Annotated in this window: 17 protein-coding genes; 5 read left to right on the top strand and 12 right to left on the bottom strand. The window is 59.5% G+C overall.

The genetic code is table 11. The features are described from left to right. The coding region (locus tag ACUY1T_RS21545; RefSeq protein WP_446025621.1) for a hypothetical protein at positions 1 to 346 on the bottom strand (346 nt) is incomplete at its 3' end. Between ACUY1T_RS21545 and ACUY1T_RS21540 the strand changes: the two genes are divergently transcribed. Continuing rightward, on the top strand, positions 345 to 4,943 hold the full coding sequence (locus tag ACUY1T_RS21540) for an AvrE-family type 3 secretion system effector (RefSeq protein ID WP_446025620.1): 4,599 nt from the start codon (positions 345 to 347) through the stop codon (positions 4,941 to 4,943). The genes ACUY1T_RS21545 and ACUY1T_RS21540 overlap by 2 nt on opposite strands. A gap of 115 nt (positions 4,944 to 5,058) precedes the next feature. Continuing rightward, complete coding sequence (locus ACUY1T_RS21535; RefSeq protein ID WP_446025619.1) at positions 5,059 to 5,478, top strand: type III secretion system chaperone; 420 nt, start codon at positions 5,059 to 5,061, stop codon at positions 5,476 to 5,478. A gap of 133 nt (positions 5,479 to 5,611) precedes the next feature. Here the strand turns inward: ACUY1T_RS21535 and ACUY1T_RS21530 are convergent, their stop codons facing one another. The 11 genes from ACUY1T_RS21530 to ACUY1T_RS21480 all read right to left on the bottom strand — a co-directional run bounded on the left by ACUY1T_RS21530 (position 5,612) and on the right by ACUY1T_RS21480 (position 13,067). Further along, positions 5,612 to 5,956 carry a hypothetical protein gene (locus ACUY1T_RS21530; RefSeq protein ID WP_446025618.1) on the bottom strand — a complete coding sequence of 115 codons (345 nt, stop codon included), beginning with the start codon at positions 5,954 to 5,956 and terminating at the stop codon, positions 5,612 to 5,614. 2 nt (positions 5,957 to 5,958) lie between these two features. Continuing rightward, positions 5,959 to 6,144: an HrpT family type III secretion system protein gene (gene hrpT / locus ACUY1T_RS21525; RefSeq protein WP_446025622.1), complete on the bottom strand. Its 186-nt coding sequence runs from the start codon at positions 6,142 to 6,144 to the stop codon at positions 5,959 to 5,961. A 22-nt stretch (positions 6,145 to 6,166) separates the two neighbouring features. After that, positions 6,167 to 8,200, bottom strand: coding sequence for a type III secretion system outer membrane ring subunit SctC (gene sctC, locus ACUY1T_RS21520; RefSeq protein ID WP_446025617.1), 2,034 nt, complete (start codon positions 8,198 to 8,200; stop codon positions 6,167 to 6,169). Positions 8,201 to 8,321: 121 nt separating this feature from the next. Further along, entirely contained in the window at positions 8,322 to 8,834 is a 513-nt protein-coding gene (locus ACUY1T_RS21515) for a hypothetical protein (RefSeq protein ID WP_446025616.1), read from the bottom strand. 1 nt (position 8,835) lies between these two features. Continuing rightward, positions 8,836 to 9,057 carry a serine kinase gene (locus ACUY1T_RS21510; RefSeq protein WP_446025615.1) on the bottom strand — a complete coding sequence of 74 codons (222 nt, stop codon included), beginning with the start codon at positions 9,055 to 9,057 and terminating at the stop codon, positions 8,836 to 8,838. A 59-nt stretch (positions 9,058 to 9,116) separates the two neighbouring features. Beyond that, positions 9,117 to 9,773, bottom strand: a complete 657-nt coding sequence (gene sctL / locus ACUY1T_RS21505) for a type III secretion system stator protein SctL (RefSeq protein ID WP_446025614.1) — start codon at positions 9,771 to 9,773, stop codon at positions 9,117 to 9,119. Between the two features lie 33 nt (positions 9,774 to 9,806). Further along, the gene (locus ACUY1T_RS21500; protein ID WP_446025613.1) at positions 9,807 to 10,397 is read right to left on the bottom strand and encodes a hypothetical protein; all 591 of its coding nucleotides are present in this window, start codon (positions 10,395 to 10,397) and stop codon (positions 9,807 to 9,809) included. An 8-nt stretch (positions 10,398 to 10,405) separates the two neighbouring features. Next, positions 10,406 to 11,197, bottom strand: coding sequence for a type III secretion system inner membrane ring lipoprotein SctJ (gene sctJ, locus ACUY1T_RS21495; protein ID WP_446025612.1), 792 nt, complete (start codon positions 11,195 to 11,197; stop codon positions 10,406 to 10,408). A gap of 12 nt (positions 11,198 to 11,209) precedes the next feature. Beyond that, on the bottom strand, positions 11,210 to 11,590 hold the full coding sequence (gene sctI, locus ACUY1T_RS21490) for a type III secretion system inner rod subunit SctI (RefSeq protein WP_446025611.1): 381 nt from the start codon (positions 11,588 to 11,590) through the stop codon (positions 11,210 to 11,212). Positions 11,591 to 11,677: 87 nt separating this feature from the next. Further along, complete coding sequence (locus ACUY1T_RS21485; protein WP_446025610.1) at positions 11,678 to 12,682, bottom strand: hypothetical protein; 1,005 nt, start codon at positions 12,680 to 12,682, stop codon at positions 11,678 to 11,680. Positions 12,683 to 12,824: 142 nt separating this feature from the next. Continuing rightward, positions 12,825 to 13,067, bottom strand: a complete 243-nt coding sequence (locus ACUY1T_RS21480; RefSeq protein ID WP_446025609.1) for a hypothetical protein — start codon at positions 13,065 to 13,067, stop codon at positions 12,825 to 12,827. Between the two features lie 269 nt (positions 13,068 to 13,336). Here ACUY1T_RS21480 and ACUY1T_RS21475 point away from each other — a divergent pair, with 269 nt between their 5' ends. From ACUY1T_RS21475 to ACUY1T_RS21465, 3 genes are all read left to right on the top strand, one after another. Continuing rightward, positions 13,337 to 13,831, top strand: a complete 495-nt coding sequence (locus ACUY1T_RS21475) for a hypothetical protein (RefSeq protein ID WP_446025608.1) — start codon at positions 13,337 to 13,339, stop codon at positions 13,829 to 13,831. A gap of 257 nt (positions 13,832 to 14,088) precedes the next feature. Next, positions 14,089 to 16,362, top strand: coding sequence for a PAS domain-containing sensor histidine kinase (locus ACUY1T_RS21470; RefSeq protein ID WP_446025607.1), 2,274 nt, complete (start codon positions 14,089 to 14,091; stop codon positions 16,360 to 16,362). Between the two features lie 20 nt (positions 16,363 to 16,382). Continuing rightward, entirely contained in the window at positions 16,383 to 17,006 is a 624-nt protein-coding gene (locus tag ACUY1T_RS21465) for a response regulator (protein WP_446025606.1), read from the top strand. The last annotated feature ends 62 nt before the right edge of the window (positions 17,007 to 17,068 follow it).

The following is a 17,068-nucleotide window of genomic DNA, read 5'->3' as shown; positions in this document are numbered from 1 at the left end:
TATCTGCCGCCGAAGCGATCGAGACCATGCGCCGGCGTGGCGCCTCGCCCTTCCCCCCACCGCGCCAGGCCGCCTCGGTGCCGCCATCCCTGGAGACCATCCCCGAGGGCGGTGAGGCGGCAGCGCTATCTGTCGAAGCAATCGAGACCATGCGGCGGCGTGGCGCCTCGGCCTTCACCCCTCCGCGCCAGGCCGCCTCGGTGTCGCCATTCCTGGAGACCATCCCCGAGGGCGATGAGACGGCAGCGCTTTCGACGCCCGAGATCAGCCGGGACTCCTCCAGCCTATCCCGTCGCCCCTCCGGCACACCTCCCGGTACCAACCGAGCCTCTTCGCCGGAGGGCATGAACGATGCTCTCCGCCCGCCTCGGCTGAGCGTGGAGAAGGAGAATGGCCAGTTGATGATCGCTCCCGAGACCCCGGCCCCTGTTGCCACCATGCTCAAGGAGACCCTGGGCAAAGCCTCGCAAAGTTACGTTGCCCACGAATCCCAGCAGGACGACCGGCAACAATATCTGCTCGACAGGACAGGCCGCGTCTTCCAGGTGTCGACCGATCCCCGGGCCGGTCTGGTCGCCCTGCACAGCTCCACGGCCATGCTGGATGCCGAGCAGCCCCCCGCGTCACTCTTCGGCCATCTCAGTGAGGCAGGTCTCCCCACTGGCGACCGCAACTATCTGGCATTGGCGACCGGCATCCATCGCGACGTTAATGGTGATCACTGGCGAGTCCATGATGACAAGCTGCACAAGCTATCGAGCGAGAGGCAATGGCATCCCGACCGGCCCGACATCAACAAGCTGGCCCCAGGAAGGGACGGTGGACTGTATGGCCTTCAGTCGTCGACGCAGATCATCGATCTTGCCACTGGCCGCGGTAGTGAAACGACTCCCCACCCCATTGCCGCATTCACTATCGACCGGCAGGGAGAAGTTGCCCAGGTACTGAAGCCGGATAACGGCGGAAATAACTTCCTACGCTTGCTCCCGTCTCTGGGAGCAAGCCCCGAACAAGCCCTGGACGTCACGCCACGCTACGCCCCCGACACTCCCATACCCGGATTTAAAAGCTCCGATGTTCCGGAGCTGACCAGCATCGCCTTCTCCGAACGGGCCCTGTTCGCCATCGATAAGGAGAATCGGGTATTGATGGCGCCATTGCCGCAACAGGGACAGACTGAAGTGAATTTTCAAGCCCTTCCCCAGGCCGAACTACAGAATGCCTTGGGCAAGGACATCCAGTTCGTGGGCTTCACCCACCACGGCGACGGTGAGCTGTCGCTCCTGAGCAAGGATCACAGTGGCCAGGGCCAGCTGCACGTCGGGCCCCTGGATGCGTCCGGCAAGGCATTCCGCCCAGGCTGGAACCTGTCCGATATTTTGCATATCGACAGCCGTCGTGGCCTCGACGTCGCACCGGACGGCATGAGACTGCAGGAGTTCAACCATGCTGGCCAGTTGGGCCTGGCTGACGGCAAGCTCTACGCCAAGGACAAGTTGACCCAGCAGTGGAGCCAGGTGGGTAAGAAGATCGATGGCCTCCAGCGTGGCCTCGATGGACAAGCCTACGCCCTGCAAGAAGGCAAGCTGAAAAAGGTTGGCGTGGAAGAGAAATCGCCTGTCATCGGCTACGGCGATAGCAACGTGTTCACACTTACCCAGACACGCGGCAAGGCGACGCTGAAGGATGGCCCCAAGAACGCGCCGAAAGAGACCCTCAAGGCGGCGGCGGTGCTCGGTCAATACCGCCACGTCACGCTATCCGAGGCCGGCAAGCTGCGTTATATCGATGTGCGCCCGGGAACCAGTAGTGAGAAGCATCCCCCCGTCACCATCGGTACTCAAGGGCTGGAGGGCGAGATCCGGCAATTGAGCGTCGATAAGAACGAGCGCCTCTTCGCCCTCACCTCGGAGGGCAAGCTTTACAGCCTGGCCGCCAGCGACTGGCAGAAGCCACGGTTCACGACTCCCGCAGCGACCTGGCAGCCGGAGAGCCTGCCGGAAGGCACGGGCGATCTGGCTGGCGCGACACTCTCCAGTTCGCGCGATTACCATGGCGAACTGATCCTTGCCTCGGGGGAACGCCTGAAACGACAGGATCATGGCTGGGTAACCCAGGCGTCAGAGAGGCAGGAGGCGCCAACCACCAGCGCCAGGGACCGAATGTTCAGTGACGTCATCCAGGCAACCACCATGTTCAAACCATCGGGCATGCTGCCAACCGTCACTGCCAGCACCGAGGTGTTCGGCATCTCGGAGCTGGAGTCCACCGATGTCAGCAATCGCTACCGCAATCGCCTGTCGGCCGTTGTGTTCGAGCCCAGTTGGAAAACGCCCCGCCCGATCAAGACCGCCACCAATTTCGTCCAGCATCGCTGGCAGGGGCGCGAGGGCCTGCGCCCGCTCTATGAGCAGGAAAGCGCCCTTTTCAAGCAGCTGGATGCCATCAATACCCAGCTCAAGTCAGGCTTGGCCCCGGAGCGAGGCTTGGCGCCGGAACACCGTGGCATGGACCTGAAGACCCGTTTGCAGCGCCTGGACCTTGGCCCCGCGGGCAGCGAGCTGAAGGAAGCGCTGGAATCCTTCCGCGAAAGCCTGGAACTCAGCGCACGAAAGCAGTTGATCAAACTGGGCAAGCACCAGGGCGTTCTGGACCGTGGCGGCAAGCTCAAGACCGACTACCAAACCCCGAAACTGAAGAGCAGCATCCAAGCATTCAATCCCAACCGCTCCGGCCATGACCTCAGCAAGGAGCTGCTCGCCCTCTGGCAGCACTGCCCCGCCTCGCCCGACAACGATGTCGGTCAACTGTTGAAGGATTTCCGTAAGACCGGAGTCAACATGAGCCACCAGGCGACCGATGTTCCCCTAGGTCGACGGCGCGACCCCAATGACAAGATGGCCCTCAGCAAGTCTCGCCTGGCACTCGATACCTTGACCTTGCTGGAGCTCGATCAACTGGTGAAGGAAGCCGAACGGATCCCCGATCAGGGAATCGCTCCCAAGCAGTTGAACGGTCTCAAGCATGAACTCGCCCAGCTACGCGACCACCGCTACGAAAACCACCGGGCCAAGTATTACACCGACCATGGAATGTCGGGCCATCATGATGTCGAAGGGCGATACGATACCGCCAAGGCCTTCATCAAGGCCTTCAGCAACCCCAGGCACAGCATCAATCTGGTCGCCAGCGCGGCGCTGCGCAGCGAAAGCCAACAGGATCTGAACAGCAACCTGAAGGCGATGCTGCATAGCCTGAAGCCCAGCGATGACGTGATGTTCACCCGGAACTACGGCGTTTCCGTCACTCCCAGCATCATTCCGACACTAGGCTTGTCCATTCTCATCCCCATCGGCGGTACTCTCAATCAACAACGCAACTACGTCATAGAGTTCAACGGCGTTGAAGATGGCGTGGAAATCAACCTGAGCCGTAACCTCCAACACTCCATCAGCATCGGAGTGGGTGTCTTTGATACTCCTGAAGGCGGAGCCCTTGCCGCCAGTGCCAACCTGGCGGGCAAAGCCAGCAGTGCCGATCATAACGAATTCATCTTCAAGCTTCATGGCAAGGACATCGATAGCTTCGTCGATGGCCTGACCAGTGGTCAGATAACTCCGGATGAACTGGTCGACAAGGGACTGGAGCACGTGGCCATGCACGGCAGGAAATGGGAGTTCAACCTCGACCTGTCAGCCAGTCTCGGTGGCCGGCTCGATCACGTGCTTACCGAAGAAGGGAGCAACACAGGTGTCACTCTTCGCGGCGCCGGTGCAGCATCCGCCAGTCTCAACCTGTTCTCCACCAAGCGGGATAACCTTCATTATGAGGGGATCGAGAGCACCAAGCACCGGACCAACAATACGACCGGCTTCCTCAACAATGCCTCTCTTACCGTCGGAGCGACACCAACCCTGAGTGTCTTTCACGAGGCAGGTGACGTTGGAATTCCCGTGAATATCCCCACACCCGCCAACCTGACCCTATCGATCGACAACTCGGTCAAGGTACGCGGTGAAATGCAAACCAAAAGGGCCGAGCCGATCACCAGCGAGGCGTTCGACAAGCTCATCGACAGCCTGACCAAAGCATTCCCTGATCCCGGTAGCCAAAGGCTGCTGGATGGAATCAAAAACCTGGCCATGCCTGACAAACCTGACGCGCTCGACTCTGCGGCTTCCCCCCAATCATCCGGTTCGGACAGCCCAAGCGGCTCGAGCCAGGAGAGAGTCGGTGAGAAGCTCACCCTCCTCAAACAACATTTCCTGAATCGCGAAGCGGTGACGCCTCACAATGATAGCCAGTACGCTGCCCTGCGCAGCCTCGAATCCACCTCCCTCCAGCACCAGGCCGCCCGCGGCCATGGAGAAGTGATGTCCGCCGCCAAGATGGTCGTCTCCCACGCCAACCCCCACCACCTCGACCACCAGGGAGTGCTCAACTTCCTCGTCTCCCTGGTTGCGCCATCACGCAAGGATGCCCTGGCCAGCCAGATCGGCGAGATGATGAAGAACGACCCAACCTTCGCCACCCTCATCAACGATATCCGCAGCAAGCCGAACTGCTACACCTGGGTCACCCTGGAGTTGAAGGACGACGTGCGCCATCGCCTCGAGGAGAGCTTCCTCGAGGGCAAGACCAGCCTGAGCAAGGTCAAGGCGGCCTTGAGCGATCCGCAGAACCGCCGCCTCAAGTCCATCACCCTTCTGGAAACCGGCCAACACAAGGAGGGTTTCACCTTGCCAACCCCATTGGTCAGTGGTTCCCACTCGGCCAGTGTCTACATGGAGCGGTCGGCGGGCACCATCGAATTCACCTATGGTGCCGACCAGGACACACCCCGCAGTTACGCCCTTAGCGGTGAGGCAGCCTCCTCCAAGCCGGAGATCGCCAGCGCCATGACCGCCCTCAAGCAACAGGGGCTGGATATCCGTGACCAATGACGCGCCTTCCCAGCGCGGCTGACCTTTGTCGCCGCTTCGAACGGCTCGCGTGGGTACCGCAGGACCCCATCCTCCGAGCCTGGCATTCAAACAGCATCAACAGCAAGGAGAGACCATGACTCCCCATCAGCACAAAGCCAACCATTTGCTCCAGCACTTCGCGCAAGCCATCCACACCCCATTGCAGTTGAAGGATGGCGTCTGCGCACTGTTCGACGCCCAAGGCATCGAAGTGGCCATCATCGAAGTCCCCGAGCACAGTGACAGTGCCATTTTCCACGGCGCTCTGCTGCCCCTTTCCAGCGATACCCCACCCCAGGCGCTGCATCAATTGCTGCGGCTCAATTTTGAAATCAGCGCCATGCAAGGCTGCTGGCTGGCCATCGACGAGCAGGACAAGCTGTGCCTCTGTTACGTCCTGCCCCTCGACAGGACCGACGAGCAGCACTTCGGCGATAGCCTCAACTGCTTCATCGCCCAGGTGAAGGACGTGCGCGCCTACAGCGCTGAGGTCTTGCGTCACGCCGCCGCCTGATCTGCCGCTTCCGGCGCACCTTATCGCTGCTCCATCCTATCGACCGGTTCTTCTCGACAAGTGCTTCTCGACAGTCTCTTCCACCGCCTCTCCCCCATGCAAAGCGAGCCGGTGGAAGAGAGGGAGTGGTGCCTCAAGGCCCTGACGCCGCCCAGGCGCGCAAACGCTCGGCCCCTTCCAGCCAGGCGGCATGGCCATCACTGTCTTCGGCAGCCGGCATCCAGCTCAACACCCAGCCACCGGCACCGTTGCTGCTGACGAAGGTGTTGTCCAGATCGGCCATATCGGTATAGCGCCGCTCCAGCAGGGCAAGGAGACGCTCAGGGGATTGTCCCATGGCGCCTATCTCCAGTTGCAGCATCACGCCATCGGCGGAACGTCGAAGGGCGAGGCGCATCCCCTCGCCCAGCTCCAGTGCCGGCGGTGAACCTTGGAGAGCAGCTTGCAGCCACTGCTCCAGCACACCGTCATTCGACATACTCAGTCTCCAAGGGTATAGCTCGTGGTGTCCTGGTCTTCCGGCAAGCCGCCTCGCATGCCGGGCGCCCACCAGATCACCAGCGTGTCCGGAGTTGACAGCGCTCGGGAACAACTGGCGGTACTACACTCCTGGCGTTCCACCGCTGCGCAGCCAGTGAGTAGCAAGGGAATCACAGCGACAAGCATCCGATACATGGCATGGGCCCGTTCATTGGCTGGTGGATTGAGTCGTCGAGGCGGCATCGAGCAGGGACGGCCGCATCGCCCTGTCAGGATCGGGCAGGCGTACCGCCACCATCACTTCGGCCTGCTCTCCAGGATCCAAGTCGGCATTCGGCCACACCGCCACCGCCAGGGTATCGCGATGAGCGCAGGCGGCTTCGTCGAAACGGCGTCGCTCCTCGCTGACGTTGCGCACCGCCCCGATCACCACGGCAAAGCGATCATTGGCGTACCACTGCCTCCGATCGTTCTCCAGGGACAGCATGTTTCCTGCTTGGCATAGCCGGTCGAGGCCATAGGACGCCGGACGGTTGGCGTCGAATCCCGCCGGCACGTAATGCTCGGCAAAGGCAGCCAGCGCGCTTTCCACCTCGGCACGGGACACAGTGTTGCGCCGTCCGCCGTGACGTGCCTCCTGATTGGCAAGGGCCGCGCCCAACGCGTGACGGTTCTCTGGCGAAGCATACGCGACGGGGTCGAGTTCGGTTCCCACCAGCCGTGGGGTGAGAATGAACAGCCGTTCACGATTGTCGTGGCTGCGGTTGGTGTAGCTGAACAGCCTGCCTATCCCCGGTAGATCGCCGAGCCAAGGCACCTTGCTGGTCCGGTCCCGATGGTGCTCGACGTTGAATCCACCCACCACCAGGGAACGCTCGGCCTGGATTACCGCCTGGGTACTGATGGTGCCGCGACTGACCCTCGGCGTGTCGGCATCGTCATTGCCACGCTGCTCGATGCTGCCGTCTTCGATATCCAGCGACAGCTGAACCAGCCGCTGTGTGCTCTCACCGATGGAGCGAGGAATCACCTGCAGGCTGGTTCCTGCCGTCACCGGGCTGATACTGGCCACCCGCTCGCCGACGGTGGAGAGGTAGGCCGTTTCGCTGAAATCGATCACCGCGGGCTGGTTCTCGATGGTCAGGATCGAGGGATTGGCGATCAAGGATGCTTCCCCCCTGCTCTCCAGAGCACGAATCCGCGCGAAGAAGTGACCGAAGTCCTGGATCAGCACCGTGGCCGACGACCCCCTGGCGAGAAAGGGATCGGCGCCCGACGCATTTACCGTGGCCTCCGTACTGCCGCTACCCACACGCCAGTTGATGCCCAGTTCGGCCATCTTGCTGCGTTCGATATCGAGAATGACGGCATCGATCTCGATCACGCTGCGGGGTTGATCGAGCCTATCGATCAGGCTGCGATACATGGGTTCCTTGTCAGGATCATCGTGAACCAGCAGCGCATTGTTGCGAATGTCGGCACTGACGCTGGAGCGGCGCCGCCCGGCGTCGCCCAGTTGCCGATTGAGCGGTGCCTGCGTCTGGGAGCGGCTATCGAACTGGTTCCAAATACGCTGTTCGGCCTGCCCCTGCATCGTCTCGAAAGCCTGCAGACTATCGGGTAGCGTCATGTCGCGGGTATTGAAGCTGAGAGGAACGCTGCCTCCTTCCTGCTTGTTCAGCAGGCCGCCAAGTATGGTGGCGACTCCAGGCACCACGATGGACTGGCCGCGATACTTGATGGTGCGGTCATCCGCCAGGGCGTACCTGAGCGGAAACACCATGATTTCCAGCTTGTCTTCGCCCCGTTTCTTTTTCTCGCTCAGCTCCGTGATGAAATCCACGTATCTTTGCGGCCCGGAGACGATGACGATGCCTTCATCGGGCAGCTCACCCCAGCCAAAACGGCTATCCAGCAAGCCTACCTGGGACAGGGCCTCCTTGAGATCGGGCACCGCATCTTCCGACACGTCGAGCCTGACGGAGGTCCGCTCCTCCTGCGGGCTGACATAGAGCGTGCCGTTGTAGACGAACCACAGGAAACGATGCTCCAACGCCAGACGATCGAGATACTCTTCAGCACTATCTGCCCTCAGCCTGCCATCGACGAAGCCCCAGACCTCGTCCATCTCCAGCCTGACCCCGAAGGTACGGGAAAAATCCGACAGCGCCTGTTCCAAAGGCGTGTCGTTTGCGTCGTAGGCGAAGGAAGTGTTCTTCCATGAAGCGGGCACCGCCGCCATGGATACTCCGCCCCAGCACAAACCAAGAATAATCATGACCCACGAAAGTCGACGCATGACACCCTCATGTTATTCGCCGGCGTTCGGCGATAGGGAAAGAACCGATGAAAAACTCGATAGGCTAGGCTGGCGAGAAACGCTGCGGCGAGGGTTGCAGAGACTGCTGCTGAGAAAGCTGTTGAGAGAGCCGCAGCGACAAGCTGAGCGTCAGCCCGGAGGCATTGGCCAGCGGAGCACGGCTTCTACTCTCGCTATGTGGACCATGCCGGCTACACAGGTCGCACCAGACGTCGGCCTGGTTGGCCATTCTTTCCACCAGGGAAAGCAACACCTCGCAGTCCTGTGTCGCGCTCCCGGCACAAGGTATCCACTTCACCAGCACGCACTGACCATCCTCCGGGTTGATGGCCAAGGCACCGGGAAAGCGCTCGAGGCTAACCGAGGCAATACGCAGCAACAGAGTGGGGGAAAACCTGGCATCCCGGCTGGACATCTCCACTCCAAAGACGCAGCGAATCCCCCCGTACGCCTTGCCCAGGGCGCAACAGCGCCGATCGATATCCAGGCGCAATTCCGGTTCGGCACGATTCAGCCAGCGCAGCAGTGCCTCTTCCAAACCACCAGGGGACGACATCTCAACGGATCTCGCTGATGATTGCCTTGGCTAGATTGTGTTTGACTTGCAGCTCCTGATTCATCGCCCAGCTGGCCGTGGCGTGCTGGCGCATGGCCGAGTTGAAGGCGTACACATCATCCAATGATGCTCCTTCAAGATTGGTTGCGATCTTATCCATGCTCTTCTGCGCGCGCTCGAATTGCGTATCGAGCCGATGACGTACGCTATTGACCGAAGACATATTCTCCTCCTGGACACGTTCGACTGGCTTGTACGAGATCAACACTTCCTGGGTGGCCGCTACCGGCCCTGGGTTCCCTCCCCGTCATCGGGCTCATCATGAATATCGAAAGATAGGGCATCAGAAAGCGCCGACCAGGAGCAGCGAAACACACCACTGTCGGTTTCCAGCACCAGTTGGTCGACCTCCAGCCGGGGACCCGGCAGAACCCGCCAACGGCCAAGGTGTTCACTCCCCAGAACGTCCTCTACGCACGCCTGCTGCTCGGGAGCGCAATACAGGGTCGCGCTCGACAGCTGACGCTGGGCATCGACCAACTGGCGCAGCAATGCCCGTACCCGTTGCTGTGGGGCGACCTCTCCCAGCAGCGTCACCAAGGCCGACCGCAGCACCTGCTCGGCATGGCGTTCGACATCCTCCCACAGCCCCTGCTCAGCCTGACGCAAGCCATCGAGAAGCGCATCGGCCTGCTGCCATACCTGCCGCTCGACCTCCATGCGCGCCTGCTCGGTCAACACCTCGCCTCGCTGCTGCGCCTCATCGAGCAGCCGTTTCGCCTGCTCTTCGGCATCGGCCACGAGCGCCGCCGCCCGCTCATCGGCTCGGCCCAGAACCTGTTCCACGGCAAGGCACAACCCCAACCTCTCGGCCTTGATCAATGGGGCCAATGCCACCTCTTCCACGCCAGGTAAGGCGACTCGTCGTTTGACAAACATAAGCGCAACTCCTTCTAGCTCGCCGAGAGAGGCTTAACGATCCGCCTCGCTGGAGACGCCACGCCAGATCACCCCGTGCCATAGCGGATTGAGACGCGCCACCGGAATTTCCTCCAGCGCCAGGGATTCCCCCTCCTCAACCCGCGTGCGCCGATAATGCAGCCGAAGACGAGCCCAGATTGCGGGCGATAGCCATTGCCGGAGCATGGCAAGGCCCAACGGCTCCGCCGCCACCCCATGCGGATAGCTTACCGGCCAGCTCCCCGGCATCAGCGCCTTGGCCAGATGCCGACACCAGGCGCGATCCTCAGGCTCCAGACATTGCGCGGCGACCTCGGGCACCACCACTTCAGCAGCCAGATAGAGCACCTGCTCGCGAGCCTGAGGCGACATCCCGCACCACTGCAGCAAGGTTTCGCTTGGCATGGGCGGCGCATCCCTTCCAAGCTTTAGCCGCCGGCGCAGCAGCTCGGGCGGCGCGCACTGCCAGGCGTCCGCCAATCGGGGCTTGATGCCCGACTGCAGGCTGTCGAGCCAGCTGGCATCCATCTCTCGCCAAGGGCGCTGCCAGAACCGCAGCCACTCCCTCAGACGCGGATCATCGATTTCCAGCGCAACATTCATACTCGCGCCTATCCCCCGGAACCGGGCTCGGCAGACGCCACCTTGGCCCTGCCCGGCAACATGGCTCGCCACTCGGGCTTCAACCAGAGACACAGCGCCAGCACCAGCAGTACCAGCAGGAAGCCGCCGGTGACAACGCACCACTGCCAGAAGCGCAGTGACTCCCCGGGTATCAGGAAGGGGCCGAAACTCACCAGTTGCTCCTGCTCGCGATACTCCTCGCCCGGCACGAAGACCACCGCCAATTTGTCTGCCTTTTCGGCCAGCCCCGGAATGCTGCTGAGCACCAGGCGCTCGATGCGAGGCTGGATAACGTCAGGATCCAGGTCGGCATGATGCTTGATGAAGATCGCCGCCGAGGCCGGCTGCACCGGTTCTCCCGGCGCGACCCGCTCCGGCAGCACGACATGGGCCCGCGCCACCAACACCCCACTGATCTGCGCCAGGGTCGACTCCAGCTCCTGGGACAGCGCATAGATATAGCGCGCGCGCTCCTCCAGGGGGGATGAGATCACCCCCTCCTTGCGAAACACATCGCCCATGTTGGCACGGGGTTGCCGCGGCAGGCCCGCAGCCTCCAGAATCCTCACGGCACGGGCCATTGCCGAGGCATCGACGGAGACGGAGACCCCATCCTTGCCGACCCTCTTCTCCGCTTCGATATGCCTGATCGCCAGTGCGGAGATCACCTCATTGGCATCGCTTTCAGCCAGGTTACGGTGCAACTCCACCTGTTGCTGACACCCCGCCAGCACCAGCGCAGCACTCAGCAACATCAGTCGCACCAGATAGCGCAGCATGCCTCGCTCCCCTTACTGCAGGTTGGTCAGTTTCTCGACGGCCTGGGTGCCCTTGCTGATGAGCTTGGTCGTCAGCAGACTCTCCAGATAGAAAGAGGACAAGGAACGGTTGGCCTGGACCACGTCCTGGGGATCATTGGATTTCGAGGCCTTGCGCAGGGCCCGATCGGCCTGGTCCGACAGTTTCTGCAGATGCTCCGAAGAGCCCGCAATCTGACCCACGATGCGTTCGGCGACATTGCTTTCGCCTCCCCCCTTCTCGGTGGGCTGAATGGCCGCACTGAACCAGTGGATATCGCTCTGGTCAGGAGCATGCTCAGCAGGACGCATCGCACCGTGCTGACTCGACCATTCGCTGGACTGTCCAGATTGTTGAATCTGATTGACCGACATCTCTACACCCCGCACCGAATAGACTTGTTTGTGAATAGAGGTGAAAAAAGCGGGCCAAGGCCCGCTAAAAACAGCCTTCAGCTGCCATCAAGCCGCGATCTTGTGCATGGCCTGGTTAATGAGGCTGTTGGAGAGCAGCATGGCATCCATGTCGGTTTGCTGATTGCCGGTGCTCTGACCGTCCATCACCCCCTTGACATCGCCCATCGCCTGTTTGAAACGATTCATCTCATCTTGGTTGAAGTCCTTGCCATCCTCGATACGACCGGCCCAACCGCCATTCTTGGGCGCAGGTCCATACTTCTCAGGATTCTGATCCATGAATTTAGCGATCTCCTTGGCCATATCCTTGTCCTCCTTGTCGATGGAGAAACGCCGGCCACCGTTGAGACGTAACTCCTCGAGTCGAACTCCACTTTCCTTGAAATCAATGCTATCGACTGCAGTCTTTCCCACATGGCTCGCAAAGTTGCCACCGGTTACGAAGCCGGACTGTCCCATGGGGCTCATGTTAGCCATGGCGCCTCCACCAAATCCTGGACCGACGCCCAGGCCACCGGCCTGATTGCCAAGACCATTCATGGCGCCACCGACACCATTGCCCATTTCCTGGCCCAGCGCGCTACCGAGCATGCTGCCCCCAACCCCACCTACGGCACCGCCCGCCAGGCCACCGACCAACCCGCCGAGACCACCCAGAACACTGGACAGGGCATCTTTCAGTCCACGGGAGAACTCCGCCAGCTCCTGCTTGTCGAGGTAGTTGTCCTCGCTCACCTCATCCTGCCAGTTGCGCACGTTGCCGGTGGCATCGTGAGGACCACCATAATTGGAGCCGTTCTGATCCATGAACTTGGCAATCATCTCCATCAACGGATTATTGCCAGGATTGTTGAAGGTTGCGCCATCCCCCTGCTTCTGGAACAGAGCCTGCATCAGGGCTTCGGCCAGCGTATCGACCAAGGCATCGGTGCCACCCCCACCCTGGGCGCCACCAGGCTGGAGAGCCGCCACACCACCCCTGGCACCGGCCTGGGTCAAGCCACCCGCATTATCAAGCGGCACACTGATCGTCAGGGTTGCATTGATCATGCACTTATCTCCTTGAGATCCGTGAAATGGCAATCGTAGAAACCATGAACTCTCGATACCATCTCTCTGAATTTTCCATGCATGACAGGAGAGGAAAAATAGCCACAGTGCTCTTCTGTCATGCATGGGCCTGCTGATGAATTTAGTAGTTGATCGCCTTACCACTCTGGGTGGCAGCGTTGTTCGCCTTACTGGCGGAATCGACGTAGCCGTTCGCGATGCTATTGACGGTATCGGCCTTCATTTTTTGAGACTGAGCCTGGGCATTCATCATGGTCGTTTCTGCCGAGGTCTGATCCATCATCTGCAGGGCCTGTTGAGATGCTGCCAAACCTGCACCACCTGCACCACCTGCACCACCGAGAGCACTGAGGAGAGAGAACATAGTATTCACCTATATTTTAGAGTGGATTCAACACACAATCTCACATACCACGAATTGCATTTTGGACATGCTGATACATGCCTCGCCGATTAAGTGGTCCCCTCCGGCGGTGAGTTCCGCACAGGATGTATTTTTCTCGCTCTTCTCTCCCCTCTTCTCCAATGGGAACTCCCAGCACTATTCCGTCCACTCATCTTCGACAATCCACACCAACGCATGCCCTCACCACTTTCACTGCAGAAGTGGAATAGAGCTAAAGGAGACAAGAAATGACCATTGCCAGTGGATGTCGCGGATTTTCTCCGCCCACCCAGCATCACCCCCTTGGTCAACTGGATGCTCGACAGTCTCAGAACCGCAGACTGGAAATCAGCTTGACGATCACCATAGACGATGCCTCATCCTTTCCAGGAAAGACGCATGGCGCAAACGACAAGGGAGCGCTTTTCGACGCTCAGGGCAACCCTCTCAACTTTGATGACCAACACCTGTATGGCGGCATGCACCAGAGGGCCAATGGCCAGCAGGAGCAAAGTGGATACCACGCCGACTGGCTGGACGGCAGCCAACGGCTCCAGCAACAGGCCCTGGAATCCCTGCAGCTGATCGATCGCACCATGTCCGACATGACCATTCAAGCCTGCATTGTCCAATCGGAGAAAATGGTGGTCGATACCCGTAACGCGATCGCCAATGGCTACGTGGACTCGGCCAGCAAGGCCAACAATGCTGCCACTCAAGGTGGCAAGGGCATCAACTTCTAGCCGCTCGCCAGATCGCCGATGAAGACCCGTTGGCAGTGAGGTCTTGACGCACCGCCCCCCTAACCAACGGATCTTCATGGCACGACCAGACAGCTGCCCCATCACCCACGTGTAGGCACTCATATCTTATTTACAAAATGAAACATAAATAATTACTGAACTGGCACCAATCAGGCTAATCTAGTGGCTTAATCGATTCACATACTATAATCATGCCTTCTTTGCCAGACGATCACACCTGCAGCCCTTATATAGAGATGACCCTCTCCCAGCCCCCATCCGAAGTCGACATCCTGCGCCACGAGAACAGCCTGCTGCGCACGCTGATCGAATCGACCCGCGAGCCTGCCATCTTCGTTACAGATCCCGATCAGGATTTCCGTTTCGTGCTGGTGAACGAAGCGGTATGCAGGCATTTCGGTGTTCCACGCGAACAGGTGTTGCAGTGGAGTCCGGCCGACATCGACCCCACCGCCAGAGGTGGCTATCTGCATGAGTTGCAGGCCTATCTGGAACGCCACACGACCAAGACCTTCGAAAGCGAACATCACCTGCCAGACGGTCGCCGCGTGCCGGTCGAAGTCATCGTCAACCATTTCGACTACAATGGTAAAAACCTGGTGGTTGGCTATTTCCGTGATATTTCCGAGCGCAAACTGGAAGAACAACACCGCCGCGACCTGCAGGCCAAGCAGCAGCGTATCGAAATCGAACAGCAATACACTGAAGTATTCAACAGCCTCATTGATGATTTTTACTTGTTAGACATCACTAGTGACAGACGATTGCGCTTCGCCGATATTAACAGGGTGGCTGCTCAGCGCTTCGGCCTACCCGCCGAGCAGATCGTCGGTCGCTTCCTCGACACCATGATCCCAGCGGATAAAGTGCAGAGCTGCCATGAGCAGAAACTCAAGTGCGTTATGACGCGGCGACCTTATCATTACGAAGAGCATATCGTTATCAACGGTGTCGCCATTGTATTTGACACCACCATTGTCCCGATTATAAACGATAAAGGAGAAGTGTACCGTATCGCCGGTCTATCTCGAGACATCACCGATAGGAAACGCCAGGAAGAAGAGAAATTGCTGAGGGAGCAGGAGTTCAGGGCACTGGTGGAACACTCCCGCGACGTGGTGATCCGTTACGACACCAAGGGGCGCCGTACCTACGTTAACAGCGCTTTCCTGAAGGCTTCTCGGGTAGCATCCATCGACGAAGTGCTGAACAAGACACCGTTAGAGTGGTCAATTATCAAACACAACAACGTGAATCTCTACAACAAGATCCAAGAGGTCGTCAAGACCCGTCAGAGTAACGAGCTGGATCTCATCTGGTCCGACGAAGGAATCGAGTATTGTTACGAGTGTCATCTTATTCCGGAGTTCAATCCCCATGATCAGGTGGCCAGCGTACTTTGCATCGGGCGCGACTACTCCCGGCGCTGGCACGCCGAGTTGGCTCTACAGAAGCGTGAGGAGGAGTTCCGTACTCTGGTAGAGAATTCTCCAGACATCATCTGTCGCCATGAACTGGACGGCCGCCGCATCTACATCAATCCCAAGGCCATCAAGATGTCGGGGGATCTGGCCAAGGTGATCATGAACTCCTCTCCCCTTGAATACCCCGGCGGTGAAGAAGGCCAGATCTACCAGAGCAAGATCCAGGAGGTGATCAATAGTGGCACGAACGTGGAATTCGAACTCAACTGGAACTCCTGCAAGGGCTCCTGCTGCTCACTGATCAACCTGGTGCCGGAGCGTAGCAACGATGGCCGCATCATCAGCGTACTGGCCATTGGTCGTGACATCACGCTACTCAAGCGCTTTCGCCAGGATCTGGAAGAGTCCCGCACCCAACTTCGCGAACTGGTCGCCCACCGGGAGCGCACCCGCGAGGCCGAGCGCAAGCATATCGCCCGCGAAGTGCACGACGAGCTGGGCCAGCAACTCACGGCGCTCAACATGGAGATCCAGAGCATGCGGGTACGCTATGACAAGTGCAGCCCGCCGCTCCAGACTCAGCTCAATCGGATCCACGCCCAGCTTCACCACACCATTTCCTATGCGCGCAACCTGGTCTCCCGCCTGCGCCCCAGCGCGCTGGACATGGGCTTCATCGCCGCTCTTGAGTGGCTGGTCGACGACTTCAGGCAACGTAATCCCAAGTGTGAATGTCGTCTAACCCTGAACTGCGCCGATGTCTGCCTAAGCGAAGATGCCGCTACCGCTGTATTCCGCATTGTTCAGGAGTCCCTGACCAACATCATCAAACATGCCCATGCCACCCAGGTGCATATTCTGCTCCATGAACTGGGCACTCATCTCCTGCTCGGTATCCGCGATAATGGTCGCGGCTTTGACACCAAACGCCAAGGCAAAGAGTCCTTTGGCCTGGTCGGCATCAAGGAGAGAGCCATCATGCTCGGCGGCGAGTTAACCCTGTTCAGCGCCCCAGGAAAAGGCACCTACATCGAGCTACATATGCCAATCTCAGCACACAACATGCCTGTCATAGCACAAGGATAAAGGCAGCAATGAAGATTCGCTTGCTAATTGCAGATGATCACTCCATCGTGCGCGAAGGCTTGAAACAGCTTCTCGCACTCTACGAGGATATCGAACTGATCGCCGAGGCTGTCGACGGCGATCACCTACTGAGCATCCTGGAAACCCACCACCCTGACGTCCTGATTCTCGATATCCTGATGCCCGGGCTTAGTGGCATTCCACTGATCGAAACCCTGACCGAGCGTCATCCCGAGCTACCGATCCTGATCCTCAGCATGCACAATGAGACCCAGATCGCCCGGCGTACCATCCGTGCCGGCTCCCAAGGCTATCTCAGCAAGGATTGCGACGCCACTACCCTGATTACCGCTATCCGCCGACTTGCCCAGGGAGGCCGATACATCCAGCCCGATGTAGCAGAAAAACTGGCATTCGACTATGACGAGACCATCGATACCCCCAAGCACGAGGCCCTGTCCAAGCGCGAGCTTCATGTCTTCTATTTGCTGGCCCGCGGCCTGAGTCTGAACGAGATTGCCGATCAGCTCAGCATCAACACCAAAACCGTCAGCACGCACAAGTTCAGGCTAATGCAGAAGATGGATTTCAGCAGCCATACCGAGATCGTCCGCTACGCACTGGCCCACAACCTGATCAAGTAGTACCGCTCCCATCGGGTGGAATTCACTCCACCCGCTCGAATCCCGCCCTTTCCCCTTTCACG

The organism is Billgrantia sp. Q4P2 (assembly GCF_052806135.1).
This window is presented reverse-complemented; position numbering and strand designations above follow the sequence as displayed.